We start from the raw sequence: 16,241 nt of genomic DNA on the forward strand, positions 1-16,241 counted from the left end.
CCCTTGAGAGAAAGATTTTTTACTTTTTCCAACAAGTCCGCTATAAAATTCCCCAATATCCCCCAACTTCCTAAACTCCACCCCCTTAGGTGCTAGAGTTTGGAGCAGGTTTTCTATGCGGTTCATTTTGTCCCCTTAAGCTTCTAACTCTTTAATGATACGATCTAGACGCTCTCTTAAAGCGCTTTGTTTTTTTACGATTTGAGAAATCCCATCATTAAGCGCTTTAATGTCAATGATCTCTTTAGTGTCTTCTTGCTCCACATAGCGATTCACCGATAGGTTGTAATCGTTTTCTTTGATTTTTTCAATACTCGCTAGGGCGCAAAAGTGCTTGATTGTTTTCCTTTCAATATAGGTTTGCAAAATCTTTTCTCGGTTGTGCGCTTTGAGCTTGTTTTTCTTGCCTTCTTTGACAAATTCCTTACTCGCATCAATAAAAAGCGTGGTGTCGTCTTGTTTGTTTTTCTTAAGCACTAAAATACAGGTAGCGATACTCGTTCCAAAAAAGAGGTTGTCTGGTAAAGCGATCACGCAGTCAATGAAATTATTTTGGACTAAATATTCTCTGATTTTTGCTTCAGCATTCCCCCTATAAAGCACCCCGGGAAATTCCACGATCGCGCAAGTGCCGCTATTGGATAAATAAGAAAGCATGTGCATGGTGAAAGCGAGATCGGCGGCGTTTTTGGGCGCTAGCACACCGGCTGGGCTAAAACGCTCATCGTTGATTAAAATGGGGCTTTTATCGCCCATCCATTTAGTGGAATAAGGAGGGTTGGAAACGATCGCATCAAAAGGCTCATCGTCTTTGTGTTTTGGGTCTAAAAGCGTGTCCCCATGCGCGATGTGGAATTTAGAGTAATTGATGTCATGCAAAAACATATTGATGCGGCAAAGGTTGTAAGTGGTCAAATTGATTTCTTGCCCGAAATACTCTTTTGAAATGTTTTTATCGCCTAGCACTTTAGAAAATTGTAAGAGTAACGATCCGCTCCCACAGCATGGGTCATAAACTTTATTGACGCTTTCTTGGTTGTGTAGGGCGATTTTAGCGAGCAGTTCGCTCACTTCTTGGGGGGTGAAAAATTCCCCTCCGCTTTTGCCGGCATTGCTCGCATACATGGCCATTAAATATTCATAAGCGTCTCCAAAAACATCAATCCCGCTTTTTTGGTAGTCGCCTAATTGCATGCCGCCTATGGCTTGAAGGATTTTAGCCAATTTTTCAACCCTAGTTTTATGAGAGCTCCCTAATTTATTGCTATTGACATCTAAATCCGCGAACAAGCCTTTGACATTTTCTTCTGATTGAAACCCAAGGCTGGATTTTTCTATTTCGTTAAAAATATTTTGTAAGGTTACATTGAGATCTCCGTTATTTGGTGCGTTTTTTAGCACATTACAAAATAAAGCGCTTGGCGGGATGAAAAAGCCTTTTTCTTCAATCAGGCCTTCTTTTGCGCTTTGGGCTTCTTCATCGCTTAATAAAGCGTAATCAAAACTCAGATCGTGCTCTCGCTGTTGCTCATTGATGTAATGAGTCATGTTTTCTGAAATGTAGCGGTAAAAAAGAATGCCTAAAACATACTGCTTAAAATCCCAGCCATCCACTGAGCCTCTCAATTCATTAGCCACTTTCCAAATGGTGTTGTGCAATTCGTTGCGTTCTAAAGACGCTTGGTTGTTGTTTGTCTTGTTTTCCATAGATAATAAGCCCCTTTTTTGTGTTTTGATTGGCGTTTTTAGCACACCACTTAAAGGTTTCATTATAGCAAAGAATATTATTTTTTTATTCCCTGTATTTCCCATGCGTTTGTGTGGAAAATAAGCTATAATCACCCCTTTAAAGTTCATTTTTTAAGGGGTTTGAATGGTATTTGACAGAACAATAAGCGTAAGAGAGAAAGAAGCGGCTAAAACGCTTGGGATTGTGGGGGTGGTCTTTTTTATTTTGTTTGGCATCGTGATAAGCGGGGTGGCTTTTCAAAAAGAGTGGGTGCAACAATTGGATTTATTTTTTATAGACTTGATCCGCAACCCTGCACCCATTCAAGGGAGCGCGTGGCTTTCTTTCGTGTTTTTTAGCACATGGTTTGCGCAAAGCAAGCTCACCACTCCTATAGCCTTACTCATTGGCTTATGGTTTGGGTTTCAAAAGCGCATCGCTTTGGGGGTGTGGTTTTTCTTTAGCATCTTATTAGGTGAATTCACCTTAAAATCCCTTAAGCTTTTAGTGGCACGCCCACGGCCTGTAACCAATGGCGAATTGGTTTTTGCGCATGGCTTTAGTTTCCCTAGCGGGCATGCTTTAGCTTCTGCACTTTTTTACGGCTCTTTAGCGTTGTTGTTATGCTATTCTAACGCAAATGCTCGCATTAAAACGATTATTGCTGTGGTTTTGCTTTTTTGGATTTTTTTAATGTCGTATGATAGGGTTTATTTAGGGGTGCATTACCCTAGCGATGTTTTAGGAGGGTTTTTATTAGGGGTTGCTTGGTCGTGCTGTTCTTTAGCGCTTTATTTGGGGTTTTTGAAACGCCCCTACAAAACCGCTTAAAGCGTTTAAAAGAAAGTTATGAGTTAGGGTATAACTCCTCTTTCTTTTTGATCTCATCAAATTCATCTTTATAGCGGTTTTGGTTCTTTGGGTCATAATCCACAACGCTCTTTAAAAAACCGCTGAATTTTTCATTTTTGTCGCTAAGCTCTTGAGCCATAGTGTAATCAATTTTTTCTTTGTATTTAGCGTTCAATAAAATAACGCTTTTATCCTCATCAGTTCTTAAATCAATCACGCCAATCCCAAAACTCGCATGCAAACGCTTCAATAAATCCATGAGTTTAAGATCATGCGTATCAATATGATGACCCACTAAATACGCCTCATTAGCCCACGAGCTGTTAGAAATCGCTTGAAAATAACACTCCCTGCAATTATTCACGCTGATTTCTCTTTTCAATTCAAAGCTCACCAGTTTAACGGGTAAAGTGTCAAATTTCTTAGAAAAAGCGATTAAATTTTCATTAGACAATTCAGCGTGCAAAAACCTAACCCCCACCATGTCCGGATAAAGCCACCTGTCCATGCCTTTTGGCGATTTTAAACTCTCTTCATGAAAAATGGTTTTCGTGTAGCATTTCAAATTTTCATTACCAAAAGCCATGTAAGTTAAAAAGGGGTGCAACTCTCTTTCACGCGCGATTTTAACGCTTGGAGCGCTGGGTTTTTGAGTGTTTAAAACCGGCTCATTCATCGTGCTTTTTAAAACGATTAAAACTGGGTTTTCTTGCGCTTTTTTAAAAGGTAGCTCTTCGCCCTTCTTTAAGGCTGTATAAATATAAGAACTAACGCTCTGGTGTGGGGTTTCGCCCCCGCAATCAAACATGTTTGTAATCTCGCCTTTTTCAAAAAGCTCTTTGGCTTTATCATAAATCTCAGTAACCTTAATAGGCTCTTTGATAATCTCTAAAACGCTTTGAACGATTTCAATATCTCGTGGTTTCATTTTTTGCTCACTAAATACTCTTCATAACTGCCTTTAAAATCAATGATTGAAGCGCCTTTAGGGCTTGGGACTAATTCAATGATCCTATTAGCATACGCATCAATGAGCTCTCTGTCATGGCTTATGCAAATCACTGCCCCATCAAATTTAAAGAGCGCTTCGCCCAAAGCGATAATGGCTTCTAAATCCAGGTGGTTGGTTGGCTCATCTAAGACTAAGAAATTCCCCCCCTCTAGCATGAGCTTAGATAAAACCATTCGGTGTTTTTCGCCTCCGCTTAAAGCGTTCACGCATTTTTCTTGCTCTTCGCCATTAAAAAGCATCCTTCCTAAAGCGTTCCTCACCTCTGCGCTTTCAATCTTTTTGTTGAAATTAAAGAGCCATTGATACAAGGTCTCTTCCCCGCTAATTTCTTCGCTCACATTTTGAGGGAAATAGCCTTTTGAAACCGTCGCTCCCCATTTCACCACGCCCTTATCGGGCTTTAACTCTTCTACTAAAATTTTACAAAGCGTGGATTTACCCACGCCGTTTGGCCCTATGAGGGCGATCTTGTCTTTAGGCATCACTTTCAAGCTCACTTGATTTAAAACAATTTGCCCATCATAACTTTTAGAGATGTTTTCGCATTCTAAAGCTTCATTACCAATGGTGCGTTTGGGTTTGAAAATAATGCTAGGATCCCTCCTGCTGGATACCGCTAAACTTTGAATGTCTAATTTATCCAGTTGTTTTTGGCGGCTGGTGGCTTGCTTGGCTTTAGAAGCGTTAGCGCTAAAACGAGCGATAAATTTTTCCAGCTCTTCTTTTTCTTTGAGTTTTTTATTGCGTTCGGCTTCTTGCTGTTTAGCGATCAGAGTAGAAGCGATATACCAATCATCATAATTCCCGCTAAATTCGCGCACGCTGTGAAAATCCAAATCCAAAATATGCGTGCATACCGCATTTAAAAAATGCCTGTCATGGCTGATGACGACCATCGTGCCTTCATGGCGTTTGAGGTTGTTTTCTAGCCATTCAATGGCGTTTAAATCCAGGTTGTTCGTAGGCTCATCTAAAAGCAAAATATCCGGTTTAGGGAACAAGACTTGAGCGAGAAGGATTTTAAATTTATCGCTGCTTGGCAAGGTTTTCATCAAATCGTTGTGTTTAGAGCTAGGAATGCCTAAATCTTCTAGGATTTTTTCAATCACCACTTCGCATTCATACATGGGATCTTCTTCTACGCAAATGGTTTCCAACTCCCCTAGTCTAGCATTCACTTTATCATCGCTCAAATCGCCTTCGGTGTATAAGCGCTCTTTTTCTTTGATAGCATCATACAAACGCTTATTGCCTATCAAAACCGCATCTTTAAGGCTCAAATCTTCAAAAGCGTATTGATCCTGCCCTAAAACCCCCATCCTCATCCCGCTTGTGATAATAACTTCCCCACTGCTGCAATCAATGCTCTTGCTTAAAATCTTTAAAAAAGTGGATTTTCCTGCTCCATTAGCCCCAATCAGCCCGTAGCGTTTGTTTTTATCCAGCTTGATATTCACGTTTTCAAACAATTTTTTAGTCGCATAGCGTTGCGTTAAGTTGATGGTTTGTAGCATCTTATGATTTCCTTATTTTTTGTGATTAGAGAAAGTTTATTGTAGCGTTTTCTTTGCAATATTGTAACCCTTGCTCATTATGGTTATTCATAAGGTCTTTGACGCCCAAAATTTGATCGAGCCTATATCATTTCTCTTGATTTTTTATTCAAATTAAGGTAAAAATAATGTTTTAAAGCAAAAAAGGATCAAGTCATTGAAAGTATTTGATTACGAAGATGTCCAACTCATTCCTAATAAATGCATCGTGAATAGCCGTTCAGAGTGCGATACGACCGTTATTCTAGGCAAACACGCATTTAAAATGCCCATAGTCCCAGCCAACATGCAAACAATCATCAACGAATCGATCGCAGAATTTCTGGCAGAAAATGGCTATTTCTACATCATGCACCGCTTTAATGGATCAGCAAGAATCCCGTTTGTCAAAAAGATGAAGGAACGCCAATTAATTAGCTCGATCAGTGTTGGGGTGAAAAAGGAAGAATATCTTTTTGTAGAAGAGTTAGCCAAACAAGGATTAACGCCAGACTATATCACGATTGATATTGCACATGGCCATTCAAATTCTGTCATTGAAATGATCCAACGCATCAAAACGCATTTGCCCGAAACTTTTGTGATTGCCGGGAACGTTGGCACGCCAGAAGCGGTCCGTGAATTAGAGAACGCCGGTGCTGACGCTACGAAAGTTGGCATCGGGCCTGGGAAAGTGTGTATCACTAAAATCAAAACAGGCTTTGGCACGGGTGGTTGGCAACTAGCAGCTCTTAGGTGGTGCGCTAAAGCAGCAAGAAAGCCCATTATTGCAGATGGTGGCATTCGCACGCATGGGGATATTGCAAAATCAATACGCTTTGGTGCGACAATGGTAATGATTGGATCGCTTTTTGCAGGGCATGAAGAGTCATCTGGAGAAACAAAAATAGAAAATGGTATCGCATATAAAGAATATTTCGGTTCGGCATCGGAGTTCCAAAAAGGTGAAAAGAAAAATGTTGAAGGTAAGAAAATTTGGATCCAACATAAAGGATCATTAAAAGATACGCTGATTGAAATGCATCAAGATTTGCAATCTTCAATCTCCTATGCAGGCGGGAGAGATCTTGAAGCGATTCGAAAAGTTGATTATGTCGTTGTGAAAAATTCAATTTTCAATGGGGACGCAATCTAAAAAGATTGATAAAACGAAAGCAAAAGACAGAAAAAAGGGTTTTCAACCTATTTTTCAAGCGGTTTGCTTTGTGCTTAGATTTTTGTTGTTTTTTGATCCTTTCTTTATTTTCATTGCATCTTGTTGGATCATTTTTTTTGTATATTGTTAGCTTCCATCATCTCAATCTTAAGGGTATTTGTTTTGTTATTCAACACGCCGTTATTCATCTTTGCTTTTTTGCCTGTTGTCTTTTTAGGGTATTTTATCTTGCAAGCTTATGCTAAAAATCCCTTGTTCCCTAAACTATGGCTCGTATTGGCTAGTTTGTTTTTTTATGCTTTTTGGAATGTGAAGTATTTGCCCTTATTGGTTGGCTCTATTGTGTTTAATTATTTTGTGGCTTTGAAAATCCATCAAACCCAGACAAATGCATATAAAAGATTATGGCTTATTTTGGACTTGATCGCTAATGTTTCACTTTTAGGATTTTTCAAATACACTGATTTTTTCTTAACCAATTTCAATCTAATATGGAAGAGCCATTTTGAAACCTTGCATTTAATCTTGCCTTTAGCGATCAGCTTTTTCACTTTGCAACAAATCGCTTACTTGATGGACACTTACAAGCAAAATCAAACGCATGCAGCCCAAAACGAGAGAGAGAGAGAGTGAAAACGCTCCTGTTTTATTAAACCCCCCTACTTCATTTTTTTCATTTTCGCATTTTTTAGATTACGCTTTATTTGTGAGTTTCTTCCCTCAACTCATTGCAGGACCCATTGTGCATCATAGTGAGATGGTGCCTCAATTTAAAGATAAAAATAATCTATAACAATCCCAAAAACCCCCAACAAAACCCCTAAATAGCGTTACTATCAAGGTCCGCTTTAATCTTTGCTTGTGGCACAATCACAACGAATTTTAAAAATAACCGCCAAATAGTAACCTTTTTTTTATCAACTTGTCAAGTGCTTTAAAAAAAACAAAACGCCACTAAAACCCAACAAATAACGCTATTACAAGGTTATTTTATATTAGGTTAGATAGCAAAAAGAGAACACTTAGCGCTAAATTTTATAAAAAATGTAAAACATCATAGCTATTGTTAGACAATCAGCAAGCTTAAGAAAAAGAAAACCTAAAAAACAATTTCTTTTTAATGCCGCTTCAAATAAAATAAATAGACCTCATAATACAAAAGTGAAAAGTTTTAAAAATTTTCCTTTTAAAAAAAAGGGGCGTAAAATGGCGTGTAGGGCAATAAAAAAACTTAATCTAATAATAGATAATTGGCAGCATCAGACTAGGAAGCCCAATCGCTTAGCGTTTGGGTGCTTCACACAAAAACAAGCTAATCTACATTATCATCAGCGTTAGCCAACGCTATAAGTTCGGTTATATTCATTTGCTTATAATTGTTATTCTCTTTATTTTCTATTATTTGGATTTGTTCTTTACCAAACAATGAAACGCCAGCGTCAATAAATAGTTTTGAAACCTTTTCAGCCGCCATGATAATGTTAATATTGTCTTTCACCTTATCGCCTGCTTTTTTTATCATCTTAATCAGCTCACCTCTTGCCACAATAGCACAAAACAAAATCTGTTTTTTGATATAAACGGCATTCATCGCTTTCAAAATCAATTCGTCGCTACTTGTTTCGGCTATCGCTTCCATTACCACGGGTTCAAGGTCTAAATGTTCTAAACTTTTTTTTAAATTTTCTTTCAATTCTTGCTTTTTAGTGTCTAAAAATAAACCCATTTTGTCCATGGTCAGCTTGTCTTCTAAAACTACGGCGGCTTCGTTAATAATCTTTTTCTTTTCCCACTTATCGCGTATTTTAAATTTTCTGATTAAATTAACGCTCACACTATACTTTTTGCTTAAGCGTGCTTATACTCATCCCATGCGTTTCATACATGGCTCTTATTTCTTTTAATATAGCCTTATTTTCCCACTCCCCATCCATCACCCATAACGCTAATGTCCTGTTACTAATGCCAAATTTTAAAGCGATCTTTTGTTTAGACTCCAAACTCCTTTCGTAATATCTTCTTACCTTAAGTTTGAAATCATTTGAATAATTTCTTCGCTTTCGTTTTTCACTTTCTATCATTTTGTTGTAAAAATTCTCCATATGGATTGATCTGTTGGTATTCTTTTAATTTGATTTTGCCTTGATTCTTTTGAATGTGTTCAAGGCGTTTTTTATGTTTCAATAGCTCTAAAATTACGCTTTCAGGAACTTTGCCTCCTAGACTCTCTAAATTATTAATGTCTTGTTCTAGAATTTGAATAAGTCGGCTTTGATTTTCTCCTAATCTTGCGGTGTTCTCTTCTTTGCTTCTAAAACCAAATTTTGTCATCTCTTGCGCGTCTTTGATTTTTTGATTAGTGAGCTGTCCGCCCATCTGCCTGGCTGTAGAATAAGAATAATTTTTTAAGGCGTTCACGGTCTCTGCTTCATCGCTATTTAAGCCATAAAGCCCGCTAGTTTTTTCATTAGCAAACCTTTTAAGCGCGCTAAAAATCCCGCTGTTATCTTGCGCTTTTTCTATCAACCTATCGCCCAAGTTCAAAGCCTTTATCCCATCATAAATTTTATTTGAAGCACTCGTTAAATTTTTTATTTTTGTTTGATTCTCGCTTTTGATGTTTAGGTTTCCATTTAAATTCACATTCAAATCTATGCCTAAATACTTCCTTGCCATGTAGTAGTCAAAAACGTTCAAGTTCCTATTTTTGATCTTATTGTCTAGGTATTTGATGCCTGTTGAAATATAGCTCGGCTGTTCTATATTTTCCAACATAACGCTATTATCGTTATTCGCTTGTTCTTTGTTTTGTTTCAAGCTTTCCAACATAACGCTATTATCGTTATTCGCTTGTTCTTTAAATTTATTTTCTAGGATTTCGCTTTCTGTCAATTCGTTTTCCAAACTCATTTCCTCCATTAAACCACTTTGAATTTAAATTGTTTGAACGCTTCATCTTCTAATTTACCTTCTGCGATAAGCTGCCTTCTTCTTTCATTATAAGCGATTTCATTTTGTATTTTTAGTTCGTTTTGTTTGTTTTGATTTTCCAACATTAGAGCGTTTTGCAATATTTTAACCTTATTGCTTTCTAGCGTAACTTGCAAATAACACAACGCTTTTAATTCTACTTCCCTTAAAAGCTCTAACCTCTCTACTTGCTTTAAGTAGTTTTCTACCACGCCGTTAATGTATTTTTGTAAATATTCGCTCTTTAACTCGTTCAAAAACATTTCTTTCAAATTGTCCTTAATCGCGCTATAGAATAGCTGCGGTTGAGTTTTTAGAAAGCTAAAATCTAAATTCCTAACAACGCTTTCTATAATTTTGTCTAAATTTCTTTCTAAAATGCCTGAAATCTTTACCTTTAAATCTTGTTCAGTGCTGGCTATAGTATCTGTTAAAATGCCGCTTTGCGCGTTTTTAAGTTCGTTTTGTAATTCTGTAGTTTGCAATAAGCCTTCTAATTCTTTTTTAATCTCAAATTTTAATTCTCTTTTTAGCTCGTCTTTGATTTCTCGCTTGTTGAATTGGCCTAATAGCTCGGCATGGATTTGTTCGGTCAGTTCGTTTTGATTGACTAATTCTTTTACATTATCTTTAACTTGTGCTGGAATTTTTAATAGTTCGCTTGAAACGCTGTCGGTTAGCTCGTCTTTGATTTCATTTAATCGTTGGTTGGCTTTTTCTTCTATGAAATCGCTTATCTCGCTTTTAGCAACTTCTATCGCTTGGGCGTTTTTATTTTCTAACTCTTGGCTTGCGTTTAAAAATTCCTGTATCTTATTATAAAGCTTCATTAAATATGCCTTTTAATCTTTAAAAAATATTAAACCAAAATAGAAAAAAGATTTTAAGGGCTATTTTTTCTAAAAGCACTCAATAAGCTCTCATAGCTCTGTAATTTCTCGTTGCATGTGCTGTCTTTAATAATGATTTTATGATACTTGTCTTTAATTTTAGTTGCTCCTAAAATCTTTTTTATTTTGTATTGTTGGCTTTCTAATTCTAGCGTTTCAATCGCCTCATTTTGTTTAATCAAATGCGCTTGCGTGTATTCTAACCGTTCTTTTAACTTTGTGTTATCCGTTCTCAATTTTAAAATGTAAAGGCTAATCGTGAAAATCACAACATAAGGGACTATCGTTTTCAAAATACTTGAAAAACAATAGGCATGAACCATTCTACTGTCTCCATTGAGAGCTAACAAAACTTTTAATGTTTTCTATCTTTTGATTAATTGGTGTATTATTCGCGGTTTTTGGCGTTCTTTTGTTTTGATCAAATGAAACGCTTGCTACGCCTAATTTAGTGCTTGTTTCTAGAGGCTTTTGCACTTGAAGGGCACGTAAATAAGGATTGATATTAGCTTTTTTGAAGACCCATTCATGTTCTTTTCTTTTGAAAGCGTTAGATAGCGCTAAATTCTCATTAGTCAGCTTGTCGTTCTTTAGCGCTTCTTTTTGTCTTAAATTAGTGAGAGCTTCTCTGTTCTTGGCAAAATCCATGTTTAATTCCGCTTGTTCTTTTTCTAATTCAAATATTTCATCTTTGCGCTTGTTGTTATAAAAATCTTGCATCCTTTGATACTTTAAGGCGTCTTCTCTGATCTTGGCTTCATCGTATAATACTCCAACTCTGGTAATGTTGTTATAAAAATTGCTTAGCGTTTCATTCAATAGTGAATTCGCAAACCTTTGGCTGTTTAGAGCGTTTGCAAAACTATCAATCGCACCGCGCCCTGCTGTGATATTCTCATAATATGCCATGGTGAAATCCTTTCAAAAGATAAAATTATACTCCGTTTTGTAAAGAGTTCCTTACAACGCTTAAAGTGATGATTTTGCTTAGACTTGTTTTAGCGTTGATCGCTTTAAAGGTTATCGTGTGTTTACCTACTTTATCGCTTCTAAACAAATAAACGCTACCGCTCGCTAACAATTGGTTATTTTCATCATAAAAGCCTTCCGTAACGTTATTTAAAGTAGAAAACCCCCATAATTTCGCTGGCGCGTTCTGTAACACTTCTAGCTTATCGCTAAAAAGCTGTATTTGATTCATTTCGCTTTCTTTATTAAGCTTCTCTAATTCGCTACTCAAATCGTTCAAAATCGTTTTCAGCTCGTTAGTTTGTTCCTTATCGTTATAGACTACATTTTTCTCATTCTTATGAATGGTATTGTATTCTTTGCCTATTTCTAAAATCGTATTTAATACATTGTCAAAATTAGCCGCAGTTACGCCGCTTGGTGCATTCGCTTGGACTTGCAACAAACTCACATAAGCGTTAGCCCGATTAATAAAAGCGTTATCTTTTAAGGACTTGATCATGCTCTGGCATTGTATAAGCGTGTTTAGAGTGCTTGCTTTTTGGGCTTGCAAACTGGATTGCAAGCTTAAAAACTCTAATTGCATTTTTGCTCTTGCTTGTTCTATCGCTAACGCATGTTCTTGTTCCTGTAAGGCTAGTTGCTCGCATTGCAACGCTCCTTGCATGCTTAAGGCATTCAGTTCTTTGTTGTTGAAATTTTGCTTTTGTAGGGCTTCTTTGAATAAAACAAAATTTCTAATAAATCGCGCTGTATCCATTCTTCAAACCTTATCAATCACCTTAAACAAAAAGTTATTAACGCCCTTATCTTTGACTAAATCAAAAAACTTTTTTACCGCTTCGTTGCTTTTATAAATCATTTCTTCATCGTGTTGCATCCCTAACAAAACACACCCTAAAGTATCATGCGTGCTATTTCCTACATGGATTAAAATTTTTCGGTTTGTGAAATCCTTGTTATTGGGATCTACAAGCTGTAACACTTCATGGCGTTTATTATCGCATTTTTTGTTTTGGTATTCTTTAGGCACCGTGCAACTCGTATCGCTCCATGCTAATTCGTAATCCCTAGCGATGATCGGTTTATCTAAATTCGGCGTATCCGTTGGCTCTCCGCTGTTTTCTAAAGAAAAACAACTAAACAAAGCGTCTTGTTTTTCATAGTGTTTTACGATCGCTTTATCGCTCATGCCTTGATCGTGCGTGCTTTCAAACACCTTAAAGCTCCCTAACATACCGCTTTCTTTCTTGTCTTTCCTTACTAGCGCTCTTAAATCGTGTCTTCTTTCTAGTAGCACTAAATACATTAACTTCCTTTAGTTTCTTGGTATTTAAGCAAGATTAAGGCTTGATTTTAAGGGTTAGTTTTAGTGCAAAACTTCAAATCGTTTTCTAGCGTTTCGGTATAGATCAATAACGCCTGCAAGTATTCCAACGCTTCTAAATGCTCGCTCGGTCGTGATGGCATTTCAATGTCGCATTTAATTGGCACTTTCACCTCGTGATAAATCACCTTTTTAGCGCATGCATTAAAGCAAACGCTAAAAACAAGCGCTAAAAATAAAAGCTTCATTCTAAAATTTCATAAACTAACGCTTGAGAGTGCTTATAAAACACCCAGTCGTTATTATACTCTTTCGGTATGCTTTTCGTGGTTAAGTTAGCAAAACGCGCATTATTTAAAAAGGTTGTTTCAAACCCTTCCGTGTTAGAGGTATAATTCACATTAACCCATAAATTTTTATGTTTTCGTGCGAATAACGCTATTTTATAATCCGCTTCCTGCTCTGGCGTTGTGAATAAACAAGAACACCTATAAGTGTTAATACTCTTACTATTGGACAAATTAACGGTTTTATTTTGATAAAAGCTATTGATAATCGGATAAGCGTTATTATTAGCTTTCAAACACAACACCATTTCACCCATGCTTTCACCATTGTAAATCCCATTGGTCAATAATTCGTAAGGCATGCTAAATTGCACAATGTAGCTTTTATTCGCGCTTAAATGAATACTAGAAAATTCAAACAATTCCCTAAATTCATCGCTTTCGTTTTTGAAAAAACTTTGACGCCCATAAACATAAAACCCTAAAAACTTCACATTCACGCCTTGGATTCGTGGCGTGTTTAAAAGGTTTTGCGTGTTAGCTTTCAGTTTTTCTAATTCTAACGCTAGATTATTTTTAGCTTCTGTGAGTTCAGTTATAAGATTATTTTTTAAGGAGCTTCCTGCTTGCGTTAGTTTTTCTTTTTCGCTATTTAACACGCTCTGTAATTGCATATTCAACAAGGCTTCTAATTCTTGCTTTCTAGCTTCTAAACTATTCACTAAAGCGTTAATTTGTTCGTTTAGTTCTTGTTTGCTTGTTTCATAGCCCGCTAAGGCGTTTTTCATCGCTTGTATCTTTGCTATGATTTCTAAATCGTGATCGCTAAAGTTTTTAAAAAGATCTAATTGATTCAAAACCTTAGAAATTTGATACACCCCCTCTAAACTACTATAAACCTGCTCCTTAAAATCCCCATTATTTAAAGCGTTTTCTAAATTCCTTAAATCCATTTTATAACCTTTTTTTGAGACTATCTAACGCCAAAGCACTCACGCTCTCCGCTCCCAAATACCCAATGCCTCCACTAATCGCTATACATAAACTATCGGGCAAGTTAAAAAAATAATCTGTGATTTCGTAGCTAATCCAAGTTACCAACATGCTCGATCCTATGCCTTGAATGATATAAAGCACTTTTTCGACTTTGTTTTTAAATTCTTCGTTCCTAATACTCTTAAAAACATACAACAAACCCACAAATAAACCAATCATAATAACCAAAAAATACGGAATGAGCTTTGAAACTTCAAAACCTAAAACGATTAAATGCTGTTGCACTACTTGATCTTAATTTTCTTATCTTCAAAATGTTTTAACTGCATGCCTTCTAAATGCTCGTTCGTAATGCCTTCTAACACTTTTAAATTATTCCTAATTTCGGCTTCTAATTTTTCGGTTTTGTTCATGTCATTAATAATTAAAACGAGTTCAAAAATTTCCAACAGGCAAAACAAAAACACCACTGCGGGGATCACTTTCAAAAATCTTTCATTCCACATGCGCTAATCCTTTAAATCCCAGCGTTTAGATAGATCAGCTCTAAATTTTCTAAAATTGCATCATCGCTTTGTTGTCTGATCTTAACTTTGACAATAAAGTCCCTATAACCTCTATTTTTTAAAAGTGCTAAGGCTCTTTTAGTCTTTTTATGCGCTAAACGCTTTTTTTTAATGTTTTCAACATTTCTAAAATGTTTAATAAGATTTACATTTTTCATTATAACCCTTTCTTTTTCTCTTATTAAACACTAAATCAAGCGTGATTTTTAAGGGTTAGATTTTGCTATATCCTCCATGTCGGTTTGGCTGTGAATCTTGCGTTATAAGTTTCTTTAGCCTCTCGTTTTAGGGGCGCTTTCACGCTCTCATGCGTTATCGCGCTCGCTAAAGCGTCTATACAATCATCTTTTTTAAACGGCTTGTCCGGATTAAAGCTAAATAATTCTTTTTTTATCTGTTCGGTGTTGTTGCTAGAATGGCTAAACACTAAAAAACCGGTATTGTAAAAAGGTCTTATTGCTTTGATTTTATCCACTTTAGAGATTTTTCGGCTTGGCGTGTAGCAAATAATCTCATCGTTTAATAATCCCTTGTTGTTTTGCTTGTTTTGCTCGTTGTGCCTGGCTAAAGCGACTAAAAGCAAACGATACAAAATCAAACCTCCGCCATCGCTTTCTATAAAGGTTTTTGCGTCCTCGTATTTTTCTTTAGCCGCTAGAATGTGTTTAATGGTTTCTTCTTCGCTCCATATCCCACAAAAACAATCTAAAACGATATACCTAACGCTTTCTTTGTAATTTTCAACGCCCACGACCACAATAGCCCTATTATCAGCGTTGTGGCTCAAGCTTAAAGCGTTATCTACAAAAATATAAGTTTTCATCTCCCCTAATTCATGCGTGAAAACCTTGCTGAAATACTGCGGATCAAAATAGCCGCCACTGCTAACGACGGGATCTTGTTGGTATTGTGCAAAAAATTCATCATTACCCATTTGCAACCTTAAGGATTCTAATTGTTCCTTATTGTGCTTAGCTTCAAATAACGGCGTATACTTTTCTCTTGTGTGTTCAAAATCCTTGATCTTGTAAATTTCTTTGTTTTCGTTCAAGGCTTTAAGTTGTATGATTTTCCATTTTCTAATGCTTTCTTCATCAAACTCTCTTTCGTTCTGTAAAAAACCCACTAAGTCATTCGTCCCTAATCGTTGCATCAAAATTGTAATGTTAGAGTCTGCGTTCTGTAACCTTGATATAACGCTCTCCTTAAAATTAAAATTCACATTATTAACTTCTTTCCTGCTTTTCATGTCGCTTACTTTTATGGGGTCGTCAATAAGTATCTGATCGGCATGAAAGCCGGTAAGCGCGCTTTTTAAAGTCGTCACAAACAAACCACCGCCTTGCCTTAATACAAATCCTCTTGAAGTATTGTTTAGAAATTCTAACGGATAATCATAAAAAATATTTTTGTAAAACACGCTCTGCATTAGCTCTCTAACTTGTTTACAAACTCTTTTGCATAACTCATCGCTGTAGGAGATGTAAAAAAGTTTTTTTTCTGGATTTCTGCCTAAGCTCCACGCTATAAAACACCTTGCTATAATCTCGGTTTTCCCATAGCTTGGCGGCATGTTCAAAATCAAGCGTGTGATCAGCTCTTCATTCTCGCATGTGTTCTTTTGCGTGCATTCTAAAACTTTGCATAAATATTCTATGTGCCATGACTTTAGTAATTTTTTTTCCTCAAACCTCTCCCACTTCAAAAGCAAAAAATGATAAAAACTCCGTCTTGCTAATTCTCTAATCGCTAGCTCCTGTGAAGCTTGTTGCTTATACATAAAATAACGCTCCTACGGAAAAACAAAACGCTACAATAAAACTAATCCCTAACGCTAAAACTAAAACGCTAAGCGCTAACATTTCTAAAAACTTCATTTTCAATAATCCAAATTCTGCGCGCTAGGGTATTTCTGCCATGCTGATTTGTTGCTT

Annotated in this window: 17 protein-coding genes and 3 pseudogenes; 3 read left to right on the forward strand and 17 right to left on the reverse strand. The window is 36.6% G+C overall.

The window, feature by feature from the left end:
* Both FIM44_RS08825 and FIM44_RS04220 read right to left on the reverse strand, forming a co-directional pair.
* A pseudogene (locus tag FIM44_RS08825) lies at positions 1-126 on the reverse strand (restriction endonuclease subunit S); the annotation flags it as partial.
* A gap of 9 nt (positions 127-135) precedes the next feature.
* On the reverse strand, positions 136-1,857 hold the full coding sequence (locus FIM44_RS04220; RefSeq protein WP_524541228.1) for a type I restriction-modification system subunit M: 1,722 nt from the start codon (positions 1,855-1,857) through the stop codon (positions 136-138).
* Between the two features lie 16 nt (positions 1,858-1,873).
* Between FIM44_RS04220 and FIM44_RS04225 the strand changes: the two genes are divergently transcribed.
* Positions 1,874-2,560, forward strand: coding sequence for a phosphatase PAP2 family protein (locus tag FIM44_RS04225; RefSeq protein ID WP_140579193.1), 687 nt, complete (start codon positions 1,874-1,876; stop codon positions 2,558-2,560).
* Positions 2,561-2,576: 16 nt separating this feature from the next.
* On the opposite strand, the gene FIM44_RS04230 is transcribed toward FIM44_RS04225, so the two are convergent.
* Positions 2,577-3,509: a COG2958 family protein gene (locus FIM44_RS04230; RefSeq protein WP_140579194.1), complete on the reverse strand. Its 933-nt coding sequence runs from the start codon at positions 3,507-3,509 to the stop codon at positions 2,577-2,579.
* The gene (locus FIM44_RS04235) at positions 3,506-5,107 is read right to left on the reverse strand and encodes an ABC-F family ATP-binding cassette domain-containing protein (RefSeq protein ID WP_140579195.1); all 1,602 of its coding nucleotides are present in this window, start codon (positions 5,105-5,107) and stop codon (positions 3,506-3,508) included. The genes FIM44_RS04230 and FIM44_RS04235 overlap by 4 nt, the downstream gene beginning before the upstream one ends.
* A gap of 196 nt (positions 5,108-5,303) precedes the next feature.
* Here FIM44_RS04235 and guaC point away from each other — a divergent pair, with 196 nt between their 5' ends.
* Both guaC and patA read left to right on the forward strand, forming a co-directional pair.
* Entirely contained in the window at positions 5,304-6,281 is a 978-nt protein-coding gene (gene guaC / locus FIM44_RS04240) for a GMP reductase (protein ID WP_194147495.1), read from the forward strand.
* Positions 6,282-6,464: 183 nt separating this feature from the next.
* Positions 6,465-7,089: pseudogene (patA, locus tag FIM44_RS04245) on the forward strand (MBOAT family peptidoglycan O-acetyltransferase PatA); the annotation flags it as partial.
* A gap of 525 nt (positions 7,090-7,614) precedes the next feature.
* Here patA and FIM44_RS04250 read toward each other — a convergent pair.
* The 13 genes and pseudogenes from FIM44_RS04250 to FIM44_RS04310 form a co-directional block, all read right to left on the reverse strand.
* Positions 7,615-8,383: pseudogene (locus tag FIM44_RS04250) on the reverse strand (transposase).
* Positions 8,370-9,221, reverse strand: coding sequence for a Coiled-coil domain-containing protein (locus tag FIM44_RS04255; RefSeq protein WP_140579196.1), 852 nt, complete (start codon positions 9,219-9,221; stop codon positions 8,370-8,372). Before FIM44_RS04255 ends, FIM44_RS04250 begins: the two are co-directional and overlap by 14 nt.
* Complete coding sequence (locus tag FIM44_RS04260) at positions 9,221-10,102, reverse strand: hypothetical protein (RefSeq protein WP_140579197.1); 882 nt, start codon at positions 10,100-10,102, stop codon at positions 9,221-9,223. The genes FIM44_RS04255 and FIM44_RS04260 overlap by 1 nt, the downstream gene beginning before the upstream one ends.
* Before the next feature lie 53 nt (positions 10,103-10,155).
* Positions 10,156-10,485 carry a hypothetical protein gene (locus FIM44_RS04265; RefSeq protein ID WP_140579198.1) on the reverse strand — a complete coding sequence of 110 codons (330 nt, stop codon included), beginning with the start codon at positions 10,483-10,485 and terminating at the stop codon, positions 10,156-10,158.
* A 1-nt stretch (position 10,486) separates the two neighbouring features.
* Positions 10,487-11,071, reverse strand: a complete 585-nt coding sequence (locus tag FIM44_RS04270) for a hypothetical protein (RefSeq protein WP_140579199.1) — start codon at positions 11,069-11,071, stop codon at positions 10,487-10,489.
* 25 nt (positions 11,072-11,096) lie between these two features.
* Positions 11,097-11,891, reverse strand: a complete 795-nt coding sequence (locus FIM44_RS04275; protein WP_140579200.1) for a hypothetical protein — start codon at positions 11,889-11,891, stop codon at positions 11,097-11,099.
* A 3-nt stretch (positions 11,892-11,894) separates the two neighbouring features.
* The gene (locus FIM44_RS04280) at positions 11,895-12,440 is read right to left on the reverse strand and encodes a DUF5675 family protein (protein WP_140579201.1); all 546 of its coding nucleotides are present in this window, start codon (positions 12,438-12,440) and stop codon (positions 11,895-11,897) included.
* A gap of 47 nt (positions 12,441-12,487) precedes the next feature.
* Positions 12,488-12,706 carry a hypothetical protein gene (locus FIM44_RS04285; RefSeq protein ID WP_140579202.1) on the reverse strand — a complete coding sequence of 73 codons (219 nt, stop codon included), beginning with the start codon at positions 12,704-12,706 and terminating at the stop codon, positions 12,488-12,490.
* Entirely contained in the window at positions 12,703-13,698 is a 996-nt protein-coding gene (locus FIM44_RS04290) for a coiled-coil domain-containing protein (RefSeq protein WP_140579203.1), read from the reverse strand. Before FIM44_RS04290 ends, FIM44_RS04285 begins: the two co-directional genes overlap by 4 nt.
* Before the next feature lies 1 nt (position 13,699).
* Positions 13,700-14,026 carry a phage holin family protein gene (locus tag FIM44_RS04295; RefSeq protein ID WP_140579204.1) on the reverse strand — a complete coding sequence of 109 codons (327 nt, stop codon included), beginning with the start codon at positions 14,024-14,026 and terminating at the stop codon, positions 13,700-13,702.
* Positions 14,026-14,247 (reverse strand): hypothetical protein, encoded by a 222-nt coding sequence (locus FIM44_RS04300; RefSeq protein ID WP_140579205.1) that lies wholly within the window; start codon positions 14,245-14,247, stop codon positions 14,026-14,028. Before FIM44_RS04300 ends, FIM44_RS04295 begins: the two co-directional genes overlap by 1 nt.
* An 11-nt stretch (positions 14,248-14,258) precedes the next feature.
* On the reverse strand, positions 14,259-14,465 hold the full coding sequence (locus tag FIM44_RS04305) for a hypothetical protein (protein WP_140579206.1): 207 nt from the start codon (positions 14,463-14,465) through the stop codon (positions 14,259-14,261).
* A 65-nt stretch (positions 14,466-14,530) separates the two neighbouring features.
* The gene (locus FIM44_RS04310; RefSeq protein WP_140579207.1) at positions 14,531-16,087 is read right to left on the reverse strand and encodes a terminase large subunit domain-containing protein; all 1,557 of its coding nucleotides are present in this window, start codon (positions 16,085-16,087) and stop codon (positions 14,531-14,533) included.
* Between the last annotated feature and the right edge of the window lie 154 nt (positions 16,088-16,241).

Source organism: Helicobacter pylori (assembly GCF_006440215.1).
GTDB classification, from domain to species: Bacteria; Campylobacterota; Campylobacteria; order Campylobacterales; family Helicobacteraceae; genus Helicobacter; species Helicobacter pylori_CS.